Here is an 18,399-nt window from a genome sequence, read left to right on the forward strand (position 1 = left end):
GGGCCGGCAACGGCGGCTCCGTGGTCGACGGTGTGTCGGGTGAGCCCGACGGCGAGGTGGACTGGTCCCGCGTGTCGCCGTGCATGCCAAACTCCTGCCCGAGATCGGCGGCGGCTCCCGCGGGCCCGAGGCCGGGGAGTGCCGGAGGAACTGCTGGCTGAGGAAGGACGTGCGACCGGAAGGCTGCCCGCACCGACGCGCCCGGCAACCTGCCAGCCGGTCCGCGACCGCGGCCCGCGCCCCGAGCGGCCGCGCGCGTCCCGGCGCGCGCCACTCGGGGCACGCCCCGAGGTGACCCAACCCAACCGGAAACGAGCGGAGCAGGGGCGAGGACACGCACTCGGGCCGCAGGAGAGGGCCGAATGGGCTAAGGACGACAGGAAGGATGAAGGTTCGTCAACGAGGTGCTCCCGGCACTGGAGCAGCGGGGTGCGCCAACCGGCTCGCACTCCCCGCGGCACCAACGACCTTTGTGCATCCTCGCACCACCGGCAAGTCCTCGGGGCCGGTATGCGCGCGGTTTCGGACGATGAACGGGGGCAAATCAGACAGTCGACATGCAGCTGTTCCCCAGTGTTTACGCGCCCAGGGCGCGCCCTCCGCCGGTCGTGCGCCCCCTGCGCCCCCCGTCTGCCGGAGTGCGCCCGATGCGATCTCACCAATGGTCCGAACGGGTGCGCAATACGGTAGTTGACGCATCTTCAGGCGCACTCCGGGGTCTACGCTTCAGGCCGTGAAGGCAATCCGCAGATTCACCGTCCGCACCGTCCTGCCCGAGCAACTCCAGCCGCTGCACGAACTGGCGCTCAACCTGCGCTGGTCCTGGCACCCCGAGACCAGGGAGCTCTTCCGCTCGGTCGACCCAGAGGTCTGGGCCGCCGTCGGCGAGGACCCGGTCCGGCTGCTGGGCGAGGTGCCGGCGGCCCGGCTGTCCGCGCTCGCCGCCGACCGGCGGTTCCTGCGCCGGCTCGGCGATCTCGCGGACGACCTCCGCGACTACCTCACCGGCCCGCGCTGGTACCAGTCCGCCCTCCCGCCCGGCGACGGCTCGGGCCCGCTGCCCGCCGCCATCGCCTACTTCTCGCCCGAGTACGGCATCGCGGCCGCGCTGCCGCAGTACTCCGGCGGGCTCGGCATCCTGGCCGGCGACCACCTCAAGGCCGCCAGCGACCTGGGCGTGCCGATCATCGGGGTCGGCCTGTTCTACCGGCACGGCTACTTCCGCCAGTCGCTGTCCCGGGACGGCTGGCAGCAGGAGCGCTACCCGCTGCTCGACCCCGACGAGCTGGCCGTCAGCCTGCTCCGGGAGCCCGACGGTACACCCAGCCGGGTCGACCTGGCCCTGCCGGCCGGCCGCAGCCTGGCCGCGCACATCTGGAAGGCCCAGGTGGGGCGCGTCCCGCTGCTGCTGCTCGACTCCGACATCGAGCCCAACGGCCCGGCCGAACGCAACGTCACCGACCGGCTCTACGGCGGCGGCAGCGAGCACCGGCTGATGCAGGAGATACTGCTGGGCATCGGCGGGGTCAGGGCCGTGCGCAGCTACTGCCGGCTCACCGGCCACCCCGCCCCCGAGGTATTCCACACCAACGAGGGCCACGCCGGCTTCCTGGGCCTGGAGCGGATCCGCGAACTGGTCACCGCCGAGGAGAAGCCCGGCGACGGCGACGCCCCGGCCCCGGCCCCGCTCGGCTTCGCCGCCGCCCTGGAGGCCGTCCGCGCGGGCACCCTGTTCACCACCCACACCCCGGTCCCGGCCGGCATCGACCGGTTCGACCGCGACCAGGTCGCCCGCCACTTCAGCGGCGACGCCGCGCTGACCGGCGTCCCGGTCGACCAGGTCCTCGCGCTCGGCGCCGAGAGCTGGGCCGGCGGCGACCCGAAGCTGTTCAACATGGCCGCCATGGGCCTGCGGCTGGCCCAGCGCGCCAACGGCGTCTCCACCCTGCACGGCGAGGTCAGCCGGGCCATGTTCAACGGCCTGTGGCCGGGCTTCGACGCCACCGAGGTGCCGATCACCTCGGTCACCAACGGCGTCCACGCGCCCACCTGGATCGACCCCGCGGTGGTCCGGCTCGGCGCCGCCGAGATCGGCCTGGAACGGGCCGAGGACGCCATGGCGGTCGGCGAGGAGACCCGCTGGACCGGCCTGGAGCGGATCGGCAACGCCGAGATCTGGGAGCTGCGCCGCACCCTGCGCGCCCAGCTCGTCGAGGAGGCCCGCAGCCGGGTCCGCACCTCCTGGCGCCAGCGCGGCGCCGGCGAGGCCGAACTCGGCTGGGTCTCCAGCGCCCTCGACCCGGACGTGCTCACCATCGGATTCGCCCGCCGGGTCCCCTCGTACAAGCGGCTCACCCTGATGCTGCGCGACCAGGACCGGCTGCGCTCGCTGCTGCTGCACCCGACCAGGCCGGTGCAGATCGTGGTGGCCGGCAAGGCGCACCCGGCGGACGACGGCGGCAAGCGGCTGATCCAGCAGCTGGTCGCGTTCGCCGACGACCCGGCGGTCCGCCACCGGATCGTCTTCCTGCCGGACTACGACATGGCGATGGCCACCAACCTCTACCCGGGCTGCGACGTTTGGCTGAACAACCCGCTGCGCCCGCTGGAGGCCTGTGGCACCTCCGGGATGAAGGCGGCCCTCAACGGCTGCCTCAACCTCTCCATCCTGGACGGCTGGTGGGACGAGTGGTACGACGGCCAGAACGGCTGGGCCATCCCCACCGCCGACAGCGCCGGCCTCGGACGGCTCGACCCGGAGAGCGCCGAGGCGGACAAGCGCGACGACATCGAGGCCGCCGCGCTGTACGACCTGATCGAGCACCAGGTCGCGGCCCGGTTCTACGACCGGGGCGCGGACGGGCTGCCGCACCGCTGGATCGCGATGGTCCGGCACACCCTGGTCACCCTCGGCCCCAAGGTGCTGGCGGGCCGGATGGTCCGCGAGTACGTGGAGCGGCTGTACGCCCCGGCGGCCGCCGCCCGGCGGCAGCTGGCCGCGACCGAGGACGGCGGGCCCTCGTACGCGGGGGCCCGGGAGCTGGCCGAGTGGAAGGCCAGGGTCCGGCAGGCCTGGCCCGCCGTGCGGGTCGAGCACGTCGAGGCCGACGGCCCCGACGAGGCCCAGGAGCTCGGCAGCACGCTGGCGCTGCGGGTGCAGGTGACGCTCGGCCCGCTGGAGCCGGCCGACGTCGAGGTCCAGGTGGTCTCCGGCCGGGTCGACGAGAGCGACGGCATCTCCGACGCGGTCGCCATCGCCCTCAAGCCGGCCGGCGGCCCCGACCTGGACGGCCGGCAGCGCTACGAGGGCTCGCTGGAGCTCTCCCGCACCGGCCCGTTCGGCTACACCGTCCGGGTGCTGCCCGCCCATCCGCTGCTGGCCTCGCCGGCCGAGCTCGGCCTGATCACCCTCCCCGCGGAGGCGACCGGGATGGACGCCGGCATCCTGCGGTGAGCTGCGGCTGAATCCCCTTGCGCGGCCCTTCGCCGGTCATTATCGTCACTCTGACCATAATGACCGGGAGGGGCCGTGCCCATCATCGACTTCCTGAGCGGGCTCACCGCACCGCTCACCACCGTGCTCGGGCACGTCGGCGGTGACGGAGTCACCTGGGCCGAACTGCTCGGCTTCGCCACCGGCGCGGCCTGCGTCTGGCTCACCGTCCGCGCGAACATCTGGAACTTCCCGGTCGGCATCGCCAACAACGTCTTCTTCCTGATCCTCTTCGCGGGCGCCCGGCTCTACGCCGACGCCGCCCTGCAGCTGGTCTTCCTCGCCCTCGGCGTCCACGGCTGGTGGCAGTGGCTGCGCGGCCGGGCGGCCGGCCCGGGCGCCGCCGCCGGTCCCGTCGTGGTCCGCCGGGCCACAGCGCCCACCCTGCTCGCCCTCGCCACCCTGCTCGGGCCGGCCACCTGGGGCCTGACCGAACTGCTCACCCGGGCCGGCGACAGCGCGCCGTTCTGGGACGCGCTCACCACCGCCCTCTCACTGGCCGCGCAGTGGTTGCTCAACACCCGCCGGATCGAGACCTGGTACCTCTGGATCGCCGCCGACCTGGTCTACGTCCCGCTCTACCTCAGCAAGTCGCTGGACCTGACGGCCCTGGTCTACCTGGTCTTCCTCGGCATGTGCGCGGTCGGACTGCGCTCCTGGCGACGGAGCCTGGCCACGGACGCGCACACCGCGGCGGTGCCGGCATGAGCGGACGCTTCCGGCACGGCCTGGTGATCGGCAAGTTCTACCCGCCGCACGCCGGCCACCACTTCCTGATCCGCGCCGCCGCCGACGCCTGCGACCGGGTCACCGTGGTGGCGATGGCCGCCGACACCGAGTCGATACCCCTGGCCGACCGGGTCGCCTGGCTCACCGAGGCCTGGTCCGGCGACCCGGCGGTGCACGTCACCGGCGTGGTCGACAACCTGCCGGTCGACTACGACAGCGCCGAGGTCTGGGCCGCCCAGGTGGACCTGATGCGGCAGGGCATCGCCGCCGCGCCGCCCGCCGGAGGGGTGGACGCCGTCTTCAGCTCGGAGCCGTACGGGACCGAACTGGCCCGGCGGTTCGGGGCCGCGGCCGTCGTGCTCGACCAGCGGCGGGACACCTTCCCGGTCTCCGGCACCGCCGTCCGGGCCGACCCGGCCGCGTACTGGTGGGAGCTGGAACCACCGGTACGGGCCTGGTTCACCCGGCGGGTGGTGGTGGTCGGCGCCGAGTCCACCGGCACCACCACGCTCTCCCGGGACCTCGCCGAGGCCCTGCGGCGCAGGGGCGGGACGCACGTGCTCACCGGCTGGGTGCCCGAGTACGGCCGGGAACTGACGGCCGCCAAGGTGGCCGTCGCCCGGGCCGTCGCCGACCCCGCCGGGCCGGTGCCGACCGTGTTCGACGTGGAGTGGGACGACCGCGACTTCGAGCTGGTCGCCCGCCGGCAGAACGAGGCCGAGGAGCGGGCCGCCCGCGGCGGCGGGCCGGTGCTGGTCTGCGACACCGACGCGCTCGCCACCACCGTGTGGCAGGAGCGGTACCGGGGTGGGGTGAGCGGGGCGGTGCGGCGGTGTGCGGCCGGGATGCCGCCGCGGGCGCTGTACCTGCTGACCTCGGACCGGGGGGTGCCGTTCGAGGACGACGGGCTGAGGGACGGGGAGCACCTGCGGCCGTGGATGACCGGACGGTTCCGGGAGGTGCTCGCGGCGGGGCGGACACCTTGGCTGGAACTGCACGGCGACCGCGACGAACGCCTCCGGCTCGCCCTCACCGCAGTCGACCAACTCCTCGCCACCCCCATCCCCCTCACCGACCCCCCGGGCTGACCGCCCGGAGGGCGGTCTGTCAGGGGCGCTGGGGGTACCCCCGGCCGAAGGCTGGGGAGGAACTGCGCGCAGGCGGTAGGCACTTACCCGTACCCGGGGGCCGTGGGCCGGATGCGCCTAGGTAGCCCGTCGGTCCCTTGGTTGCCTTCCGCCCCGCGCAGTTCCTCGCGCCCCTGGGGGCTGCCGCCCCTGAAGAAGCGGGCCTCAGACCAGGCTGTCCTTCCAGGTGCGGTGGAGGTCGGCGAAGCGGCCGTCGCCGGTGATGAGGGCGGTGGGGGAGCCGTCCTCCACGACGCGGCCCTGGTCCATCACCAGGACGCGGTCGGCGATCTCCACGGTGGAGAGCCGGTGGGCGATGATCACGGAGGTGCGGCCGGCCAGCACGGTCTGCATCGCACGCTGCACGGCCTGCTCACCCGGCACGTCCAGCGAACTGGTCGCCTCGTCGAGGATCAGGACGGCCGGATCGGCGAGCAGCGCCCGCGCGAACGCGACCAGCTGCCGCTGCCCGGCCGAGATCCGGCCGCCGCGCTTGCGGACGTCGGTGTCGTACCCGTCCGGCAGCGCGGCGATGAACTCGTGCGCCCCGATCGCCCGGGCCGCGGCCTCGACGTCGGCGCGGGTGGCGTCCGGCCGGCCGATCGCGATGTTCTCGGCCACCGTGCCGGAGAACAGGAAGGACTCCTGGGTCACCATCACCACGTTGCGCCGCAGGTCCGCCGTGGACAGCTCGCGCAGGTCGACGCCGTCCAGGGTGACCCGGCCGTCGGTGGGGTCGTAGAACCGGGCCAGCAGTTTGGCCAGGGTGGACTTGCCCGCGCCGGTGGCGCCGACCACGGCGGTGGTCTGCCCGGCGGGCAGCACCAGGTCGAGGACGGGCAGCACCTGCTTCCCGGTCCGGTAGGCGAACCGCACCTGCCGGAAGGCCACCTCGCGGCCCGCTGCGGTCGGCGCCGGCAGCGCCACCGGGGCGGCGGGCTCGGCGACGGAGGGCTCGTGGGCGAGCAGGCCGGCCATCTTCTCCAGGGCGGCGGCGGCCGACTGGTAGCTGTTCAGGAACATCGCCAGCTGGTCGATCGGGTCGTAGAGCCGCCGCAGGTAGAGCACGAAGGCGGTCAGCACGCCGAGCTCCAGGCTGCCGTCGGTGACCAGGTAGGCGCCGAGCAGGACCACGCCGGTGATCCAGGTGTTGGCGACGGCCCGGGAGAAGCCGACGTAGCGGGCCATCTCCAGCAGGCCGTCGGCGGTGGCGGCGGCGGACTGCCGGTTGACGGTGCCGAAGGCGTCCTCGTTGGCCTGCTCGCGGCGGAACGCCTGCACCGGGCGGATGCCGTTCATGGTCTCGGTGAACTTGACGATCACCGCGGCGACCGCCGTCCTGGACCGCCGGTAGACCCGCAGCGAGCGCCGCCGGAACGAACGGACGATCAGGTACATCGGCAGGAAGGACGCCAGCGCGGCCAGGCCCAGGCGCCAGTCCATCACCATCAGTACCAGCGAGATGAGGCTGACCGAGAGCGCGACCGACAGCAGCTCCTGCAGGCCCTCGTTGAGCAGCTCGCGCAGCGCGTCCACGTCGCTGGTGGCGCGGGAGATGATCCGGCCGGAGGTGTAGCGCTCGTGGAAGTCCAGGCTGAGCCGCTGGGCGTGCCGGAAGATCCGGCCGCGCAGGTCGAGCAGGACGTCCTGGTTGATCCGGGCGCTGTAGCGGATGAACAGCCGCTGCAGGTAGGTGGAGAGCAGGGCGCAGCCCAGGTACGCGGAGATCACCGCGATCAGCGGGCCGCTGTCGTGGTCGCGCAGCGCCGGGATGCCCCGGTCCATCGCGAACGCCACCAGCAGCGGGCCGGCCTGCAGGGCGGCCTGCTGGACCACGATCACCAGCATGGCGAGCACGATCCGGCGGCGGTGCGGGCCCAGCAGCTGCCCGAGCAGGGCGCGCGCGGCGCCGGGCGGGACGGGGATGTCCTCCTCGTCGGCGGCGGGCGGCGGGAGCTCCTCCAGCTCCTCGGCGGGCTCCAGGGTGGTGGTCATCGCAGGGCACTCCCTTCGAGTTCCTGGGCGCTCTCGCCGGACATCAGTTCCCGGTAGGCCGGGGAGGTCTTCAGCAGGTCGTGGTGGGTGCCGACGGCGGCGATCCGGCCGTCGGCGAGGAGGGCGACCCGGTCGGCGAGCAGCACGGTGCTCGGGCGGTGCGCCACCACCAGGGCGGTGGTGCCGGACAGCACCTCGCGCAGCGCCCGCTCGACCAGCGCCTCGGTGTGCACGTCGAGGGCGGACAGCGGGTCGTCGAGGACCAGGAACGCCGGGTCGCCGACCACCGCGCGGGCCAGCGCCAGTCGTTGGCGCTGGCCGCCGGACAGGCTCAGGCCCTGCTCGCCGACCTGGGTGTCGGGGCCGGCCGGGAGCCGGTCGACGAAGTCGGCCTGGGCGGTGGCGAGCGCGGTGGCGAGCCGGTCGGGGCCGGCCTGCTCCGCGCCCATCAGGACGTTGTCGCGGACCGAGGCGGAGAACAGGGTCGGCTCCTCGAAGGCGACCGACACCAGCCGGCGCAGCTCCGCGCGCGGGATGTCCCGGACGTCGCGGCCGTCCAGGGTGATCGAGCCGCCGGTGGCCTCGTACAGCCGGGGGAGCAGTGCGGTGAGGGTGGTCTTGCCGCTGCCGGTGGCGCCGACCAGGGCGAGCGTCTCGCCGGGCCGGATGTGCAGGTCGACGCCGGCCAGCAGGTCGGGGGTGCCGGCCGGGGCGTCCGGGTAGCGGAAGCGGACACCGGTGAAGCGGATGCCCCGGCCGTCGCCGGCCGGGAGGCCGGTGGGGCGCTCCACCGGGTCGGGTTCGTCCATCACCTCGAAGTACCGGTCGGTCGCGGTGGCGCACTCGTTGGCGTACGCGAGCAGCCAGCCCAGCGACTCCACCGGCCAGCGCAGCGCCAGCGCGGTGGACAGGAAGGCGACCAGGGTGCCGGCCGAGAGGTCGTCGTGGGCGACCTGGACCGCACCGACGGCCAGCGCGCAGCCGAGCGCCAGCTCGGGCAGCCCGACGATGACCGCCCAGAGGTTGGCGAGCAGGTCGGCCTTGCGCAGCTCGGTGGTGCGCAGCCGCTCGCTGTGTCCGGCGAACTCCTCGGCCATGGTGCGGTGGCGGCCGAAGGCCTTGAGGATGCGGATGCCCAGGATGGACTCCTCGACCACGGTGGCGAGGTCGCCGTTCTGGTCCTGGGCCTGCCGGGCGGAGGCGGCGTAGCGGCTCTCGAAGTAGCGGGTCAGCACCATCAGGGGGACGGCCGGCACCAGGGTGATCAGGGCCAGCTGCCAGCTGAGCGTGAACATCAGCGCGGTGCCGGTCAGGAAGACCATGGTGTTGACGATCAGGAAGACCAGCGGGAAGGCCAGGAACAGCCGCATGGTGAACATGTCGGAGGTGGCCCGGGAGAGCAGCTGGCCGGAGGACCAACGGTCGTGGAAGGAGACCGGCAGCCGCTGCAGTTTGGCGTAGAGGTCGCCGCGCATGGCGGTCTCGACCTTGGCCAGTGGGCGGGCCACGATCACCCGGCGGACGCCGAACAGCCCGGCCTCGACCAGGCCGAGCAGCAGCAGGACGCCGGCCAGCGGCCACAGGCCGGCCAGGTCGCGGTGGGCGATCGGGCCGTCGACGATCCGGCGCAGCACGATCGGCACCCCGAGCACGCTGACCGAGGCGATCAGCGCGGCCAGGACCGCCCCGGCCAGCCGCCAGCGGGCCGGGCGGGCGTACGGCCACAGGCGCAGCAGGGACCGCACCGTGGACCGGTGCGCCGGCCCGGCGGCGGGGTCGGGTCTGCGGACCGACGCTTCGTCAGGGTTGCCGGTGGTCTGCGCGCACTGCTCGTTCTCGGCCATCGCGGAGAGGGTAGGCCGTGACCCTGACATTTCTCATCCGGTTTTACGCCCCTGTCGGCGGGAACCGGCCATGGTCGGACCCGGCGCCGGCCGAGGGGTCCGCCGGGTCGACGGCCCGCAGCAGGCGGCAGGAGCGCCCGGCCAGGGTGACGGCGGTCAGTGCGGGGTGCGGGCCCTCGTCGGCGGTGTCGCGGGAGGTGTCGACCTCGGTGCGGTAGGCGGACGCCCAGGGTTCGCCCGGCAGGGTGAAGGAGACCGCCTGCGGGCCGGCGTTGAGCAGCAGCAGGAAGCTGTCGTCGCGCAGCGGGCGGCCGTGCTCGTCGCGTTCGGACATCGCGGTGCCGGAGAGCAGCATGCCGAGGACGGCGGTCGGGGTGAACCAGTCGGCCTCGGTCATCTCCCGGCCGCTGTGGGCGAACCAGGCCAGGTCGCGCTGGCCGCCGGCGACCGCGGCCCGGCCGGAGAAGAACGCCCGCTGCCGCAGCACCGGGTGCCGCCGGCGCAGGCCGATCAGCCGCCCGGTCAGCTCGGCCAGCGAACGCCACTCGGGCTGCTCCAGCAGCGACCAGTCCAGCCAGCTGGTCGCGTCGTCCTGGCAGTAGGCGTTGTTGTTGCCGCCCTGGGTGCGGCCGAGTTCGTCGCCGGCGGTGAGCATCGGGACGCCGGTGGACAGCAGCAGGGTGGTGAGCAGGTTGCGCAGCTGGCGTTGGCGCAGCGCCAGCACCTCGGGGTCGGTGCTCTCCCCTTCGGCGCCGCAGTTCCAGGACCGGTTGTCGTCGGTGCCGTCCCGGTTGCCCTCGCCGTTGGCCTCGTTGTGCTTCTGGTTGTAGGAGACCAGGTCGCGCAGGGTGAAGCCGTCGTGCGCGGTGACGAAGTTGACCGAGGCATACGGGCGGCGGCCGCCGCGCTGGTACAGGTCGGAGGAGCCGGAGAGCCGGTAGCCGAGCTCGCGGACGTCGGGGCGGGCGCCGCGCCAGAAGTCCCGCACGGTGTCGCGGTACTTGTCGTTCCACTCCGCCCACAGCGGCGGGAAGCCGCCGACCTGGTAGCCGCCGGCGCCGACGTCCCACGGCTCGGCGATCAGCTTGACCCGGCTGAGCAGCGGGTCCTGCGAGACGGCGCCCAGGAACGGGTGGTGCATCTCCACCCCGTCGCTGCCGCGGGTCAGCGCGGAGGCCAGGTCGAAGCGGAAGCCGTCGACGCCCATCTCGGTCACCCAGTAGCGCAGCGAGTCGGTGATCAGCCGGACGGTGTGCGGCTGGCGGGTGTCCAGGGTGTTGCCGCAGCCGGTGTAGTCGGCGTAGCCGCGGCGGCCGCGGTCGAGGCGGTAGTAGCCGGCGTTGTCGATGCCGCGCAGCGACAGGGCCGGGCCCATGATTCCGCTCTCGGCGGTGTGGTTGTAGACCACGTCGAGGATCACCTCGATGCCGGCCGCGTGCAGCGCGCGCACCATCCGCTTGAACTCGCCGACCTGTTGGCCGCGGCTGCCGGAGGCGGAGTACCCGGCGTGCGGGGCGAAGTAGCCGAGGGTGTTGTAGCCCCAGTAGTTGACCAGTCCGCGCTGCTGGAGGTGGTCCTCGCTGACGTGGTGGTGGACCGGCAGCAGCTCCACCGCGGTGACCCCGAGCCGGGTCAGGTGCTCGATCGCCGCCGGGTGCGCCAGGCCGGCGTAGGTGCCGCGCAGCTGCGGCGGCACGTCCGGGTGGCGCATGGTGAAGCCGCGCACGTGCAGCTCGTACAGCACCGTCTCGGCCCACGGGGTCTTCGGCCGCTGGTCGTCGTACCAGTCGTCGTCGTCGTGCACCACCACGCCGCGGGGCACGTACGGCGCCGAGTCGCGGTTGTCCCGGACGGTGTCGGCGACCTCGCGCTCGGGCCAGTTGCGCACCGCGGTGCAGGTGGCGTCGTGCGCGGTGTACCGGCCGTCGACGGCGCGGGCGTACGGGTCGAGCAGCAGCTTGGCCGGGTTCCACCGGGCGCCGGTCCACGGGTCCCAGCGGCCGTGCACCCGGTAGCCGTAGCGGGTTCCGGGCATCACCCCGGGCAGGTACCCGTGCCAGGTCTGGAAGGTCTGCTCGGTGAGCCGGTGCCGGCTCTCCTGGCCCCGCTCGTCGAAGAGGCAGAGCTCGACGGCCTCGGCGGCCGGCGCCCAGAGCGCGAAGTTGGTGCCCCGGCCGCCTCGCAGGTCGGTGCGGAAGCGCGCGCCGAGCGGCTGCCAGCTGCCCGGCCAGGGGTCGGGCGGGGCCGGGTGGGGCGCCGTGCCGTTCGGCCGGTCGGCCGCCGGGCGCGGTGCGCCCGGGCTCGTCCCCGTGTCCAGCTCCTGCCACGCCGTCATCGCCGCACCCTCCCAGCGCGGGGGTCCCTTCCCCGCCTCCGTCTTGTTCCCTGATCGGATGCCGCAGTCACGTCCCGGTGCCTCTCGTGACGGAATGTGATGATTCTGTCCCGCGGTGGGCCGCCGTGACGGCCGTCGGGGGAGATCGTGCCCACGTGTCCCCGCCCCGATGCGGTCGTTATGCCCGCTACCGGGCCGGTCGCGGCCCCGGGCGGCTGATCAGGGAGGGCCGGGATGCACCCGGGAGTACGGGGCTGGGCGCGGCGGGCAGCGGCGCTCGGGCTGGGTCTGCTGCTGACGGGGTGCTCGGGCGGGTCCGCCGGGCCGGGCAGCACCGACGCGGCCGCACCGGAGCCGCCGCGGACCGTGCCGCACGCCCAGCTGGCCGTCACCCCGGCCGACGGCGCCCAGGAGGTGCCCCTCGACGGGCCGGTCACGGTGACGGTCGCCCGGGGCCGGCTGGTGAGCGTGCGGCTCGCCGACGAGAAGGGCGCCGAGGTGCGGGGCCGGCTCGGCGCGGGCGGCCGGAGCTGGACCCCGGACGGGCGGCTCGCGGCGGCCACCGCGTACACCCTGGACGCGGTGGCCGAGGACGACGAGGGGCTCACCGAGGCGCAGCACGCCGCGTTCGAGACCAGGACCCCGGACCGCACCTTCGTGGCCTTCTACACCCCGGAGGACGGGACCACGGTCGGTGTCGGCATGCCGGTCTCGCTGCGCTTCAGCCGGGCGATCACCGACCGGGCGGCGGTGGAGCGGGCGGTGGCGGTGACGGCGGACCCGCCGGTGCCGGTGGCCGGCCACTGGTTCGGCGCCCGGCGGCTGGACTTCCGCCCGGAGCGGTACTGGGCGCCGGGCACCCGGGTGACGCTGACCCTGCGGCTGAAGGACGTGCAGGGGGCGCCGGGCTACGTCGGCACCCAGTCCAAGTCGGTCCGGTTCACCGTCGGCCGCTCCCAGGTCAGCACCGTGGACCTGGACACCCGGACGATGACGGTGCGGCAGGACGGCAGGGTGGTGCGCACCCTCAAGGTCAGTGCGGGCGGGCCCGAGCACCCGACCTACCTGGGCGCGATGGTGGTCTCGGAGCGGTCCGCGGTGACCCGGATGGACTCGCAGACGGTCGGGCTGGGGGACGAGTACGACATCAAGGACGTGCCGCACGCCATGCGGCTGACCGGGTCCGGGACCTTCGTCCACGGCAACTACTGGTCCCCGCGGACGGTCTTCGGCACCGCCAACACCAGCCACGGCTGCATCGGCCTCGCGGACGTCAAGGGCGGCTCCCCGGACTCCCCGGCCGGCTGGTTCTTCGACCACACCATCACCGGCGACGTGGTCGAGGTCCGGGGCTCCGCGGGCGAGCGGGTGCCCGCCGACAACGGCCTGAACGGGTGGAACCTGCCGTGGGCCGGCTGGACGGTACGGAGCGCGCCCGCCACCCGGTGACCATTCACCGAACGGGCACCCGCCTCCCCTCGAAGATTCACTCAGACGGGCCAGTTATCCTGACCACCGCGCCGGTCCGGGGTCCCCGTCCGGCGAGCAGCGCTAAAGAAGTCGGCCCAGGGGTGCAACTCACCCGGGCGGCAGCGCGTGTATCGCTTTGGGTTACCGGGAGGGGAGCAGACCGACGTGAAGCCGGTTCGGGCGGCCGACGCCGCCATACGCATCAACACGAGGACCGCCGGACGCGCCGTGCGGCGCTCCGGCATCGCGCTGGCGATGGGCGGCGTCCTGCTGCTCGGCGCGGCCTGCAGCAGCTCGGGCGGCGGCTCGGCGGCCGGCGGTTCGGGCGGCGCCACGGGCGGCGGGGCGGCCTCGGCCGCGGCCGAGCCCGCGAAGGTCTCGGCCGCGCAGCTGACCGTGACGCCGAAGGACGGCGCCACCGACGCCGCGCCGAACGCCCTCCAGGTGGCGGTGGCCAGCGGCAAGCTGACCAACGTCGAGGTGACCGACAAGAACGGCAAGCCGGTGGCCGGCACCATCGCGGCGGACGGCCTGAGCTGGAAGCCGACCGAGGCGCTCGCCGTCGGCATGGTCTACAAGGTGAACGCGCAGGCCAAGGACGACGCCGGCCTGGAGGCCGCGTCGACCAGCACCTTCACCACGCTCACCCCGGCGAAGACCGCGGCGACCAACGACAACATCTCCGACAACGGCACCTACGGCGTCGGCATGATCGTCTCGGTGGCCTTCAGCAAGCCGATCAAGAACACCAAGGCGGTGGCGGACGGCATCACCTTCGAGGCCTCCGACGGCACCAAGGTCAAGGGCCACTGGTTCGGCAGCCAGCGGCTGGACTTCCGTCCGGCCGAGTACTGGAAGCCGGGCACCAAGGTCACCATCCACTACCGCCTGAAGAGCATCGAGGTCTCGCCCGGCGTCTACGGCGACGTGGACAAGGACGAGCCCTTCACCATCGGCCGCTACCAGGTGAGCACCGCGGACGCGGCCAGCCACCAGATGACGGTCAAGAAGGGCGACGGCTCCACCCAGACCATCCCGATCACCGCCGGCAACGACGACAACCCGTCGTACAACGGCACCATGGTCGTCTCCAGCAAGGAGAAGGTGACCCGGATGAACTCCGCCACGGTCGCCAACGTGGTCGGCGGCGAGTACGACGTGCCGGACGTGCCGCACGCCATGCGGCTCACCAACAGCGGCACCTACGTGCACGGCAACTACTGGAGCAGCGCCTTCGGCAAGTCCAACGCCAGCCACGGCTGCATCTCCATGCAGGACGGCAAGGGCGGCGACGACAACTCCACCGCGGGCAAGTTCTTCAGCTCCTCGCTGGTCGGCGACGTGGTCAAGATCGTCAACGCCAAGGGCAAGCAGGTCTCCCCGGACAACGGCCTGAGCGGCTGGAACGTCGCCTGGGGCAGCTGGTAACCCCAGGGAGTCACGGAGCATCGAAGGGCCCGGCCGTTCCTCGGAACGACCGGGCCGTTCTCCGTTCGTGACCGAATCTCGACCCTGGTCGCGCAACCTGGGTCGAGGACCCCACGTGTAAGTGGCTGACGGCCGACCGGGGAGATGGGGAGTACACGAGTGAAGTCGATACGCACGGGCCTGGCGGCCGGGGCGCTCTCAGGTGCGCTGGTGCTGCTGGCGACGGGCTGCGGTTCGGGCGGCGACACCGGGAGCAGCAGCGCCGCGCGCCTGGCGCCCGGTGCGTCCCCGGCGGGCACGCCCGCCCCCGCCACCCCGGCGAAGCCCACCGTCTCCTCGGCGGCGGTGACCATCGAGCCCGCCGACGGCGCCACCGGCGTCAAGCCCGCGGGGGCGCTGAAGGTCGGCGTGAGCGGCGGGAAGCTGACCACCGTGGCGGTCACCGGCCCGGACGGCAAGGAGGTGCCCGGCGCCGTCGCGGCGGACGGCCTCAGCTGGGTGCCGAGCGGGAACCTGGCGGTCTCCGCGCAGTACCGGGTGGCCGCCAAGGCGGTCGACGCCGCCGGTCTGGAGACCACCGCGCAGAGCGGCTTCACCACCCTCACCCCGGCCAAGGACGCCGGCGCCCACGACAACATCTCGGACGGCGGCACCTACGGCGTCGGCATGATTGTCTCGCTCACCTTCGACCGCCCGGTCAAGGACAAGGCCGCGGTCGAGAAGGGGGTCGGCTTCGAGACCTCCGACGGGACGGTGGTCAAGGGCCACTGGTTCGGCAGCCAGCGGGTCGACTTCCGCCCGGCCGAGTACTGGAAGGCCGGCACCACGGTCACCGTCCACTACCGGCTGAAGAGCGTCGAGGTGGCGCCCGGCGTCTACGGCGGGGTGGACCGCGACGAGCCGTTCACCATCGGCCGCTCCCAGATCACCACCGCGGACGTGGCCACCCACCGGATGCAGGTGGTGCGCGACGGCCAGGCGGTCGACGAGGTGCCGTTCACGGCCGGCAAGGCGGGCTTCGACACCTGGAACGGCACCATGGTGGTCGAGGACAAGGCGGAGACCACCCGGATGAGCTCGCAGGGCGTCGCCGGGGTCGGCTCGGGCGAGGAGTACGACATCTCCGACGTCCCGCACGCGATGCGGCTGACCGACTCCGGGACGTACGTCCACGGCAACTACTGGAGCAGCGCGTTCGGCTCCTACAACGCCAGCCACGGCTGCATCGGCCTGGCCGACGCCAAGGGCGGCTCCGCCTCCTCGCGGGCCGGCAAGTTCTACGACTCCTCGCTGATCGGCGACGTCGTGACCGTGGTCAACTCCAAGGGCGAGCAGGTCGCCGCCGACAACGGGCTGAGCGGATGGAACCTGTCCTGGAACAACTGGTAGGCGCTCGAACGGTCCGCCGGGCGGACGTTCGGTTGCGACGGGCATATGCCAGACGACTAGTGATCGTTTGGTCATTGTCCGTACGCGCCCGCATGCGTTCCGCAATGATTGGCGCATGGCAGGATGGGGCGAAGCGGACCGGGCATCACATGGGCTGGCGGAACTGGCCGATGACGGCCCGTCGGCCTGTGGCGCCCCGGCGCTGTCGGAGCTGGAGCGGCTGACGCCCGGCGAGCTGGAGCGCACCGCCCGCCGGCGGCTGCGGGAGCAGGCCGAGGACCAGGAGGCCCGCCTGCCGTCCCGGCCGGTGTCGGCCGGCGTCGCGCGCCGGGTGGTGCTCGGCGTTCTCGCCGACTGGGGTCTGCACCAGCAGCTGGAGGCCGGCGAACTGCTCACGGGCGAGCTGGTCGCCAACGCGGTCCGGCACGCGGGCGGGCGCACCATCGGCTTACGGGTGGTCCGCCGTCCCGGCGTGGTGCGGGTCGAGGTACGGGACTCCTCGCGGGCGCTGCCCTGTCTGATCATGGCGGCCGAGCCGCTGCACGAGTCCGGGCACGGCCTGCGGGTGGTGTCGGAGATCGCCGACCGCTGGGGCGCGGACCTGCTGCCCCGCGGCAAGGGCGTCTGGTTCGAGCTCAAGGTGCGCGAGCGCACGACGGCCTGAGCGGCCCGCGGGCGGCCGGGGGCAGGCCCGGACAGCAGGCCCGGGAAACAGTGCGGGGCCCCCGTCCACGGTGTACGTGGTTCAGGGGCCCCTGCAGGTCACCGTGCAGGCCTAGGGGGTGCTCGCCGCGCGGTGGTGACGGCCGGACCGGGTCATGGAGGCCGTGGATCGCGTCCGGCGCTCGCAACGCCCGACTTGTTCGACTATCGCACGGTCTCAGCATGTGAGCAAATTGGATTGGAAGGTTTGTAACCCACTTCACCTTCAGTGTGCGAATAGATTCGCGCGGCGGCCTCTGATTATTCAGCCGATGGACGCCTCATGTGTGGATTCCGTGCCCGGCCACCCCGGCCGGCCACCCTCCCCGGGCCGCGGCTCAGCACTCGATGACGTTGACCGCGAGGCCGCCGCGGGAGGTCTCCTTGTACTTGATCTTCATGTCGGCGCCGGTCTCCTTCATGGTCTTGATCGCCTTGTCGAGGGAGACGTGGTGCCGGCCGTCGCCGCGCAGGGCCATCCGGGCGGCGGTGACGGCCTTGACCGACGCCATGCCGTTGCGCTCGATGCAGGGGATCTGGACCAGGCCGCCGACCGGGTCGCAGGTCAGGCCCAGGTTGTGCTCGATGCCGATCTCGGCCGCGTTCTCGACCTGCTCCGGGGAGCCGCCGAGGACCTCGGCGAGGCCGCCGGCCGCCATCGAGCAGGCGGAGCCGACCTCGCCCTGGCAGCCGACCTCGGCGCCGGAGATGGAGGCGTTCTCCTTGAACAGCATGCCGATCGCGCCGGCCGCCAGCAGGAAGCGGACGATGCCGTCGTCGTCGGCGCCGGGGATGAAGTTCTGGAAGTAGTGCAGGACGGCCGGGATGATGCCCGCCGCGCCGTTGGTCGGGGCGGTCACCACCCGCTGGCCGGAGGCGTTCTCCTCGTTGACGGCCATCGCGTAGAGGGTGACCCACTCCATCGCGTTGGCCGGCCCGATGCCCTCGGCGCGCAGTGCGCGGGCGCCGGAGGCGGCGCGGCGGCGGACCTTGAGGCCGCCGGGCAGGATGCCCTCGCGGGCCATGCCGGCGTCGACGCACTCCTTCATCACGCCCCAGATCTCCAGCAGCCCGGCCCGGATCTCGGCCTCGGAGCGCCAGGCCTTCTCGTTCTCCAGCATCAGGCCGGAGATCGACAGGCCGGTCTCCCGGGTGAGCCGCAGCAGTTCCTCGCCGGTGCGGAAGGGGTAGCGCAGCGCGGTGTCGTCGGGGACCACCCGGTCGGCGCCGATGGCGTCCTCGTCGACCACGAAGCCGCCGCCGACCGAGTAGTAGGTCTTCTCCAGGACGGTGGCGCCGTCGGCGTCGAAGGCCCAGAGGGTCATGCCGTTGGCGTGGTAGGGCAGCGACTTGCGGCGGTGCAGCACCAGCTGGGTGTCCGGGTCGAAGGCGATCTCCTGGGCGCCGAGCAGCCGCAGCCGCTTCTCGGCCTTGATCCGCTCGACGTCCAGGTCGGCCTGGTCGACGTCGACGGTGCGCGGGGAGTTGCCCTCCAGGCCGAGCAGGACGGCCTTCGGGGTGCCGTGGCCGTGGCCGGTCGCGCCGAGCGAGCCGAACAGTTCGGCGCGCACCGAGACGGCCTGGGCCAGCAGACCCTCGGACTTCAGGCGGCGGGCGAACATCCGGGCCGCCCGCATCGGGCCGACCGTGTGGGAGCTGGACGGACCGATGCCGATGGAGAAGAGGTCGAAGACGCTGATGGCCACGGGGACGTCCTTGTCTGGTCACGTGGAGACGTGCGGAGTTGCTTGGGGGGTGCGGGCACGGCGCGGGGCACCGCGGTCCACTGTCCAGTGTGCGCGGTGCCCCGGAGAACCGAGGGGTACGGCGGGGGGCGTCCGCCGTACCCCGGGGGGAACTACAGGTTGGGGGAGAGCGGGGACTTCT

At 73.2% G+C, this 18,399-nt stretch carries 11 protein-coding genes; 7 read left to right on the forward strand and 4 right to left on the reverse strand.

The genetic code is table 11. From position 1 onward, the window contains the following. The first annotated feature begins 733 nt into the window (after positions 1-733). The 3 genes from glgP to AA75_RS34435 all read left to right on the forward strand — a co-directional run bounded on the left by glgP (position 734) and on the right by AA75_RS34435 (position 5,310). A complete protein-coding gene (gene glgP, locus AA75_RS34425; RefSeq protein ID WP_033824296.1) occupies positions 734-3,454 on the forward strand; it encodes an alpha-glucan family phosphorylase in 2,721 nt (906 codons plus the stop codon). A 75-nt stretch (positions 3,455-3,529) separates the two neighbouring features. After that, entirely contained in the window at positions 3,530-4,201 is a 672-nt protein-coding gene (pnuC, locus tag AA75_RS34430) for a nicotinamide riboside transporter PnuC (protein ID WP_033824297.1), read from the forward strand. Continuing rightward, complete coding sequence (locus tag AA75_RS34435; RefSeq protein ID WP_033824298.1) at positions 4,198-5,310, forward strand: AAA family ATPase; 1,113 nt, start codon at positions 4,198-4,200, stop codon at positions 5,308-5,310. The genes pnuC and AA75_RS34435 overlap by 4 nt, the downstream gene beginning before the upstream one ends. A 204-nt stretch (positions 5,311-5,514) precedes the next feature. On the opposite strand, the gene AA75_RS34440 is transcribed toward AA75_RS34435, so the two are convergent. Genes AA75_RS34440 through glgX form a run of 3 tightly spaced genes read right to left on the reverse strand, consistent with a single transcriptional unit; the run spans position 5,515 to position 11,523 of the window. Further along, a complete protein-coding gene (locus tag AA75_RS34440) occupies positions 5,515-7,344 on the reverse strand; it encodes an ABC transporter ATP-binding protein (RefSeq protein WP_033824299.1) in 1,830 nt (609 codons plus the stop codon). Then, positions 7,341-9,188, reverse strand: coding sequence for an ABC transporter ATP-binding protein (locus AA75_RS34445; RefSeq protein WP_082527041.1), 1,848 nt, complete (start codon positions 9,186-9,188; stop codon positions 7,341-7,343). The genes AA75_RS34440 and AA75_RS34445 overlap by 4 nt, the downstream gene beginning before the upstream one ends. A 43-nt stretch (positions 9,189-9,231) precedes the next feature. Then, positions 9,232-11,523, reverse strand: coding sequence for a glycogen debranching protein GlgX (glgX, locus tag AA75_RS34450; protein ID WP_082527042.1), 2,292 nt, complete (start codon positions 11,521-11,523; stop codon positions 9,232-9,234). A gap of 234 nt (positions 11,524-11,757) precedes the next feature. On the opposite strand from glgX, the gene AA75_RS34455 reads away from it, so the two are divergent. From AA75_RS34455 to AA75_RS34470, 4 genes are all read left to right on the forward strand, one after another. Further along, positions 11,758-12,972 carry an Ig-like domain-containing protein gene (locus tag AA75_RS34455; protein WP_051813966.1) on the forward strand — a complete coding sequence of 405 codons (1,215 nt, stop codon included), beginning with the start codon at positions 11,758-11,760 and terminating at the stop codon, positions 12,970-12,972. A 186-nt stretch (positions 12,973-13,158) separates the two neighbouring features. After that, positions 13,159-14,421, forward strand: a complete 1,263-nt coding sequence (locus AA75_RS34460) for an Ig-like domain-containing protein (protein ID WP_233289312.1) — start codon at positions 13,159-13,161, stop codon at positions 14,419-14,421. A gap of 159 nt (positions 14,422-14,580) precedes the next feature. Beyond that, positions 14,581-15,810: an Ig-like domain-containing protein gene (locus AA75_RS34465; protein WP_082527043.1), complete on the forward strand. Its 1,230-nt coding sequence runs from the start codon at positions 14,581-14,583 to the stop codon at positions 15,808-15,810. A 115-nt stretch (positions 15,811-15,925) separates the two neighbouring features. Continuing rightward, positions 15,926-16,474, forward strand: a complete 549-nt coding sequence (locus AA75_RS34470) for an ATP-binding protein (protein WP_082527044.1) — start codon at positions 15,926-15,928, stop codon at positions 16,472-16,474. A gap of 376 nt (positions 16,475-16,850) precedes the next feature. Here AA75_RS34470 and AA75_RS34475 read toward each other — a convergent pair whose 3' ends face one another. Next, positions 16,851-18,218, reverse strand: a complete 1,368-nt coding sequence (locus AA75_RS34475; protein WP_033824301.1) for an L-serine ammonia-lyase — start codon at positions 18,216-18,218, stop codon at positions 16,851-16,853. Positions 18,219-18,399 lie beyond the last annotated feature (181 nt).

The organism is Kitasatospora sp. MBT63 (assembly GCF_000710465.2).
In the GTDB taxonomy this organism is placed as follows: domain Bacteria; phylum Actinomycetota; class Actinomycetes; order Streptomycetales; family Streptomycetaceae; genus Kitasatospora.

Coding starts and splice junctions, on each gene's coding strand:
- AA75_RS34435 (WP_033824298.1), top strand. CDS start 4,198: ATGAGCGGACGCTTCCGGCACGGCCTGGTGATCGGCAAGTTCTACCCG.
- AA75_RS34440 (WP_033824299.1), bottom strand. CDS start 7,344: ATGACCACCACCCTGGAGCCCGCCGAGGAGCTGGAGGAGCTCCCGCCG.
- AA75_RS34445 (WP_082527041.1), bottom strand. CDS start 9,188: ATGGCCGAGAACGAGCAGTGCGCGCAGACCACCGGCAACCCTGACGAA.
- glgX (WP_082527042.1), bottom strand. CDS start 11,523: ATGACGGCGTGGCAGGAGCTGGACACGGGGACGAGCCCGGGCGCACCG.
- AA75_RS34455 (WP_051813966.1), top strand. CDS start 11,758: ATGCACCCGGGAGTACGGGGCTGGGCGCGGCGGGCAGCGGCGCTCGGG.
- AA75_RS34470 (WP_082527044.1), top strand. CDS start 15,926: ATGGCAGGATGGGGCGAAGCGGACCGGGCATCACATGGGCTGGCGGAA.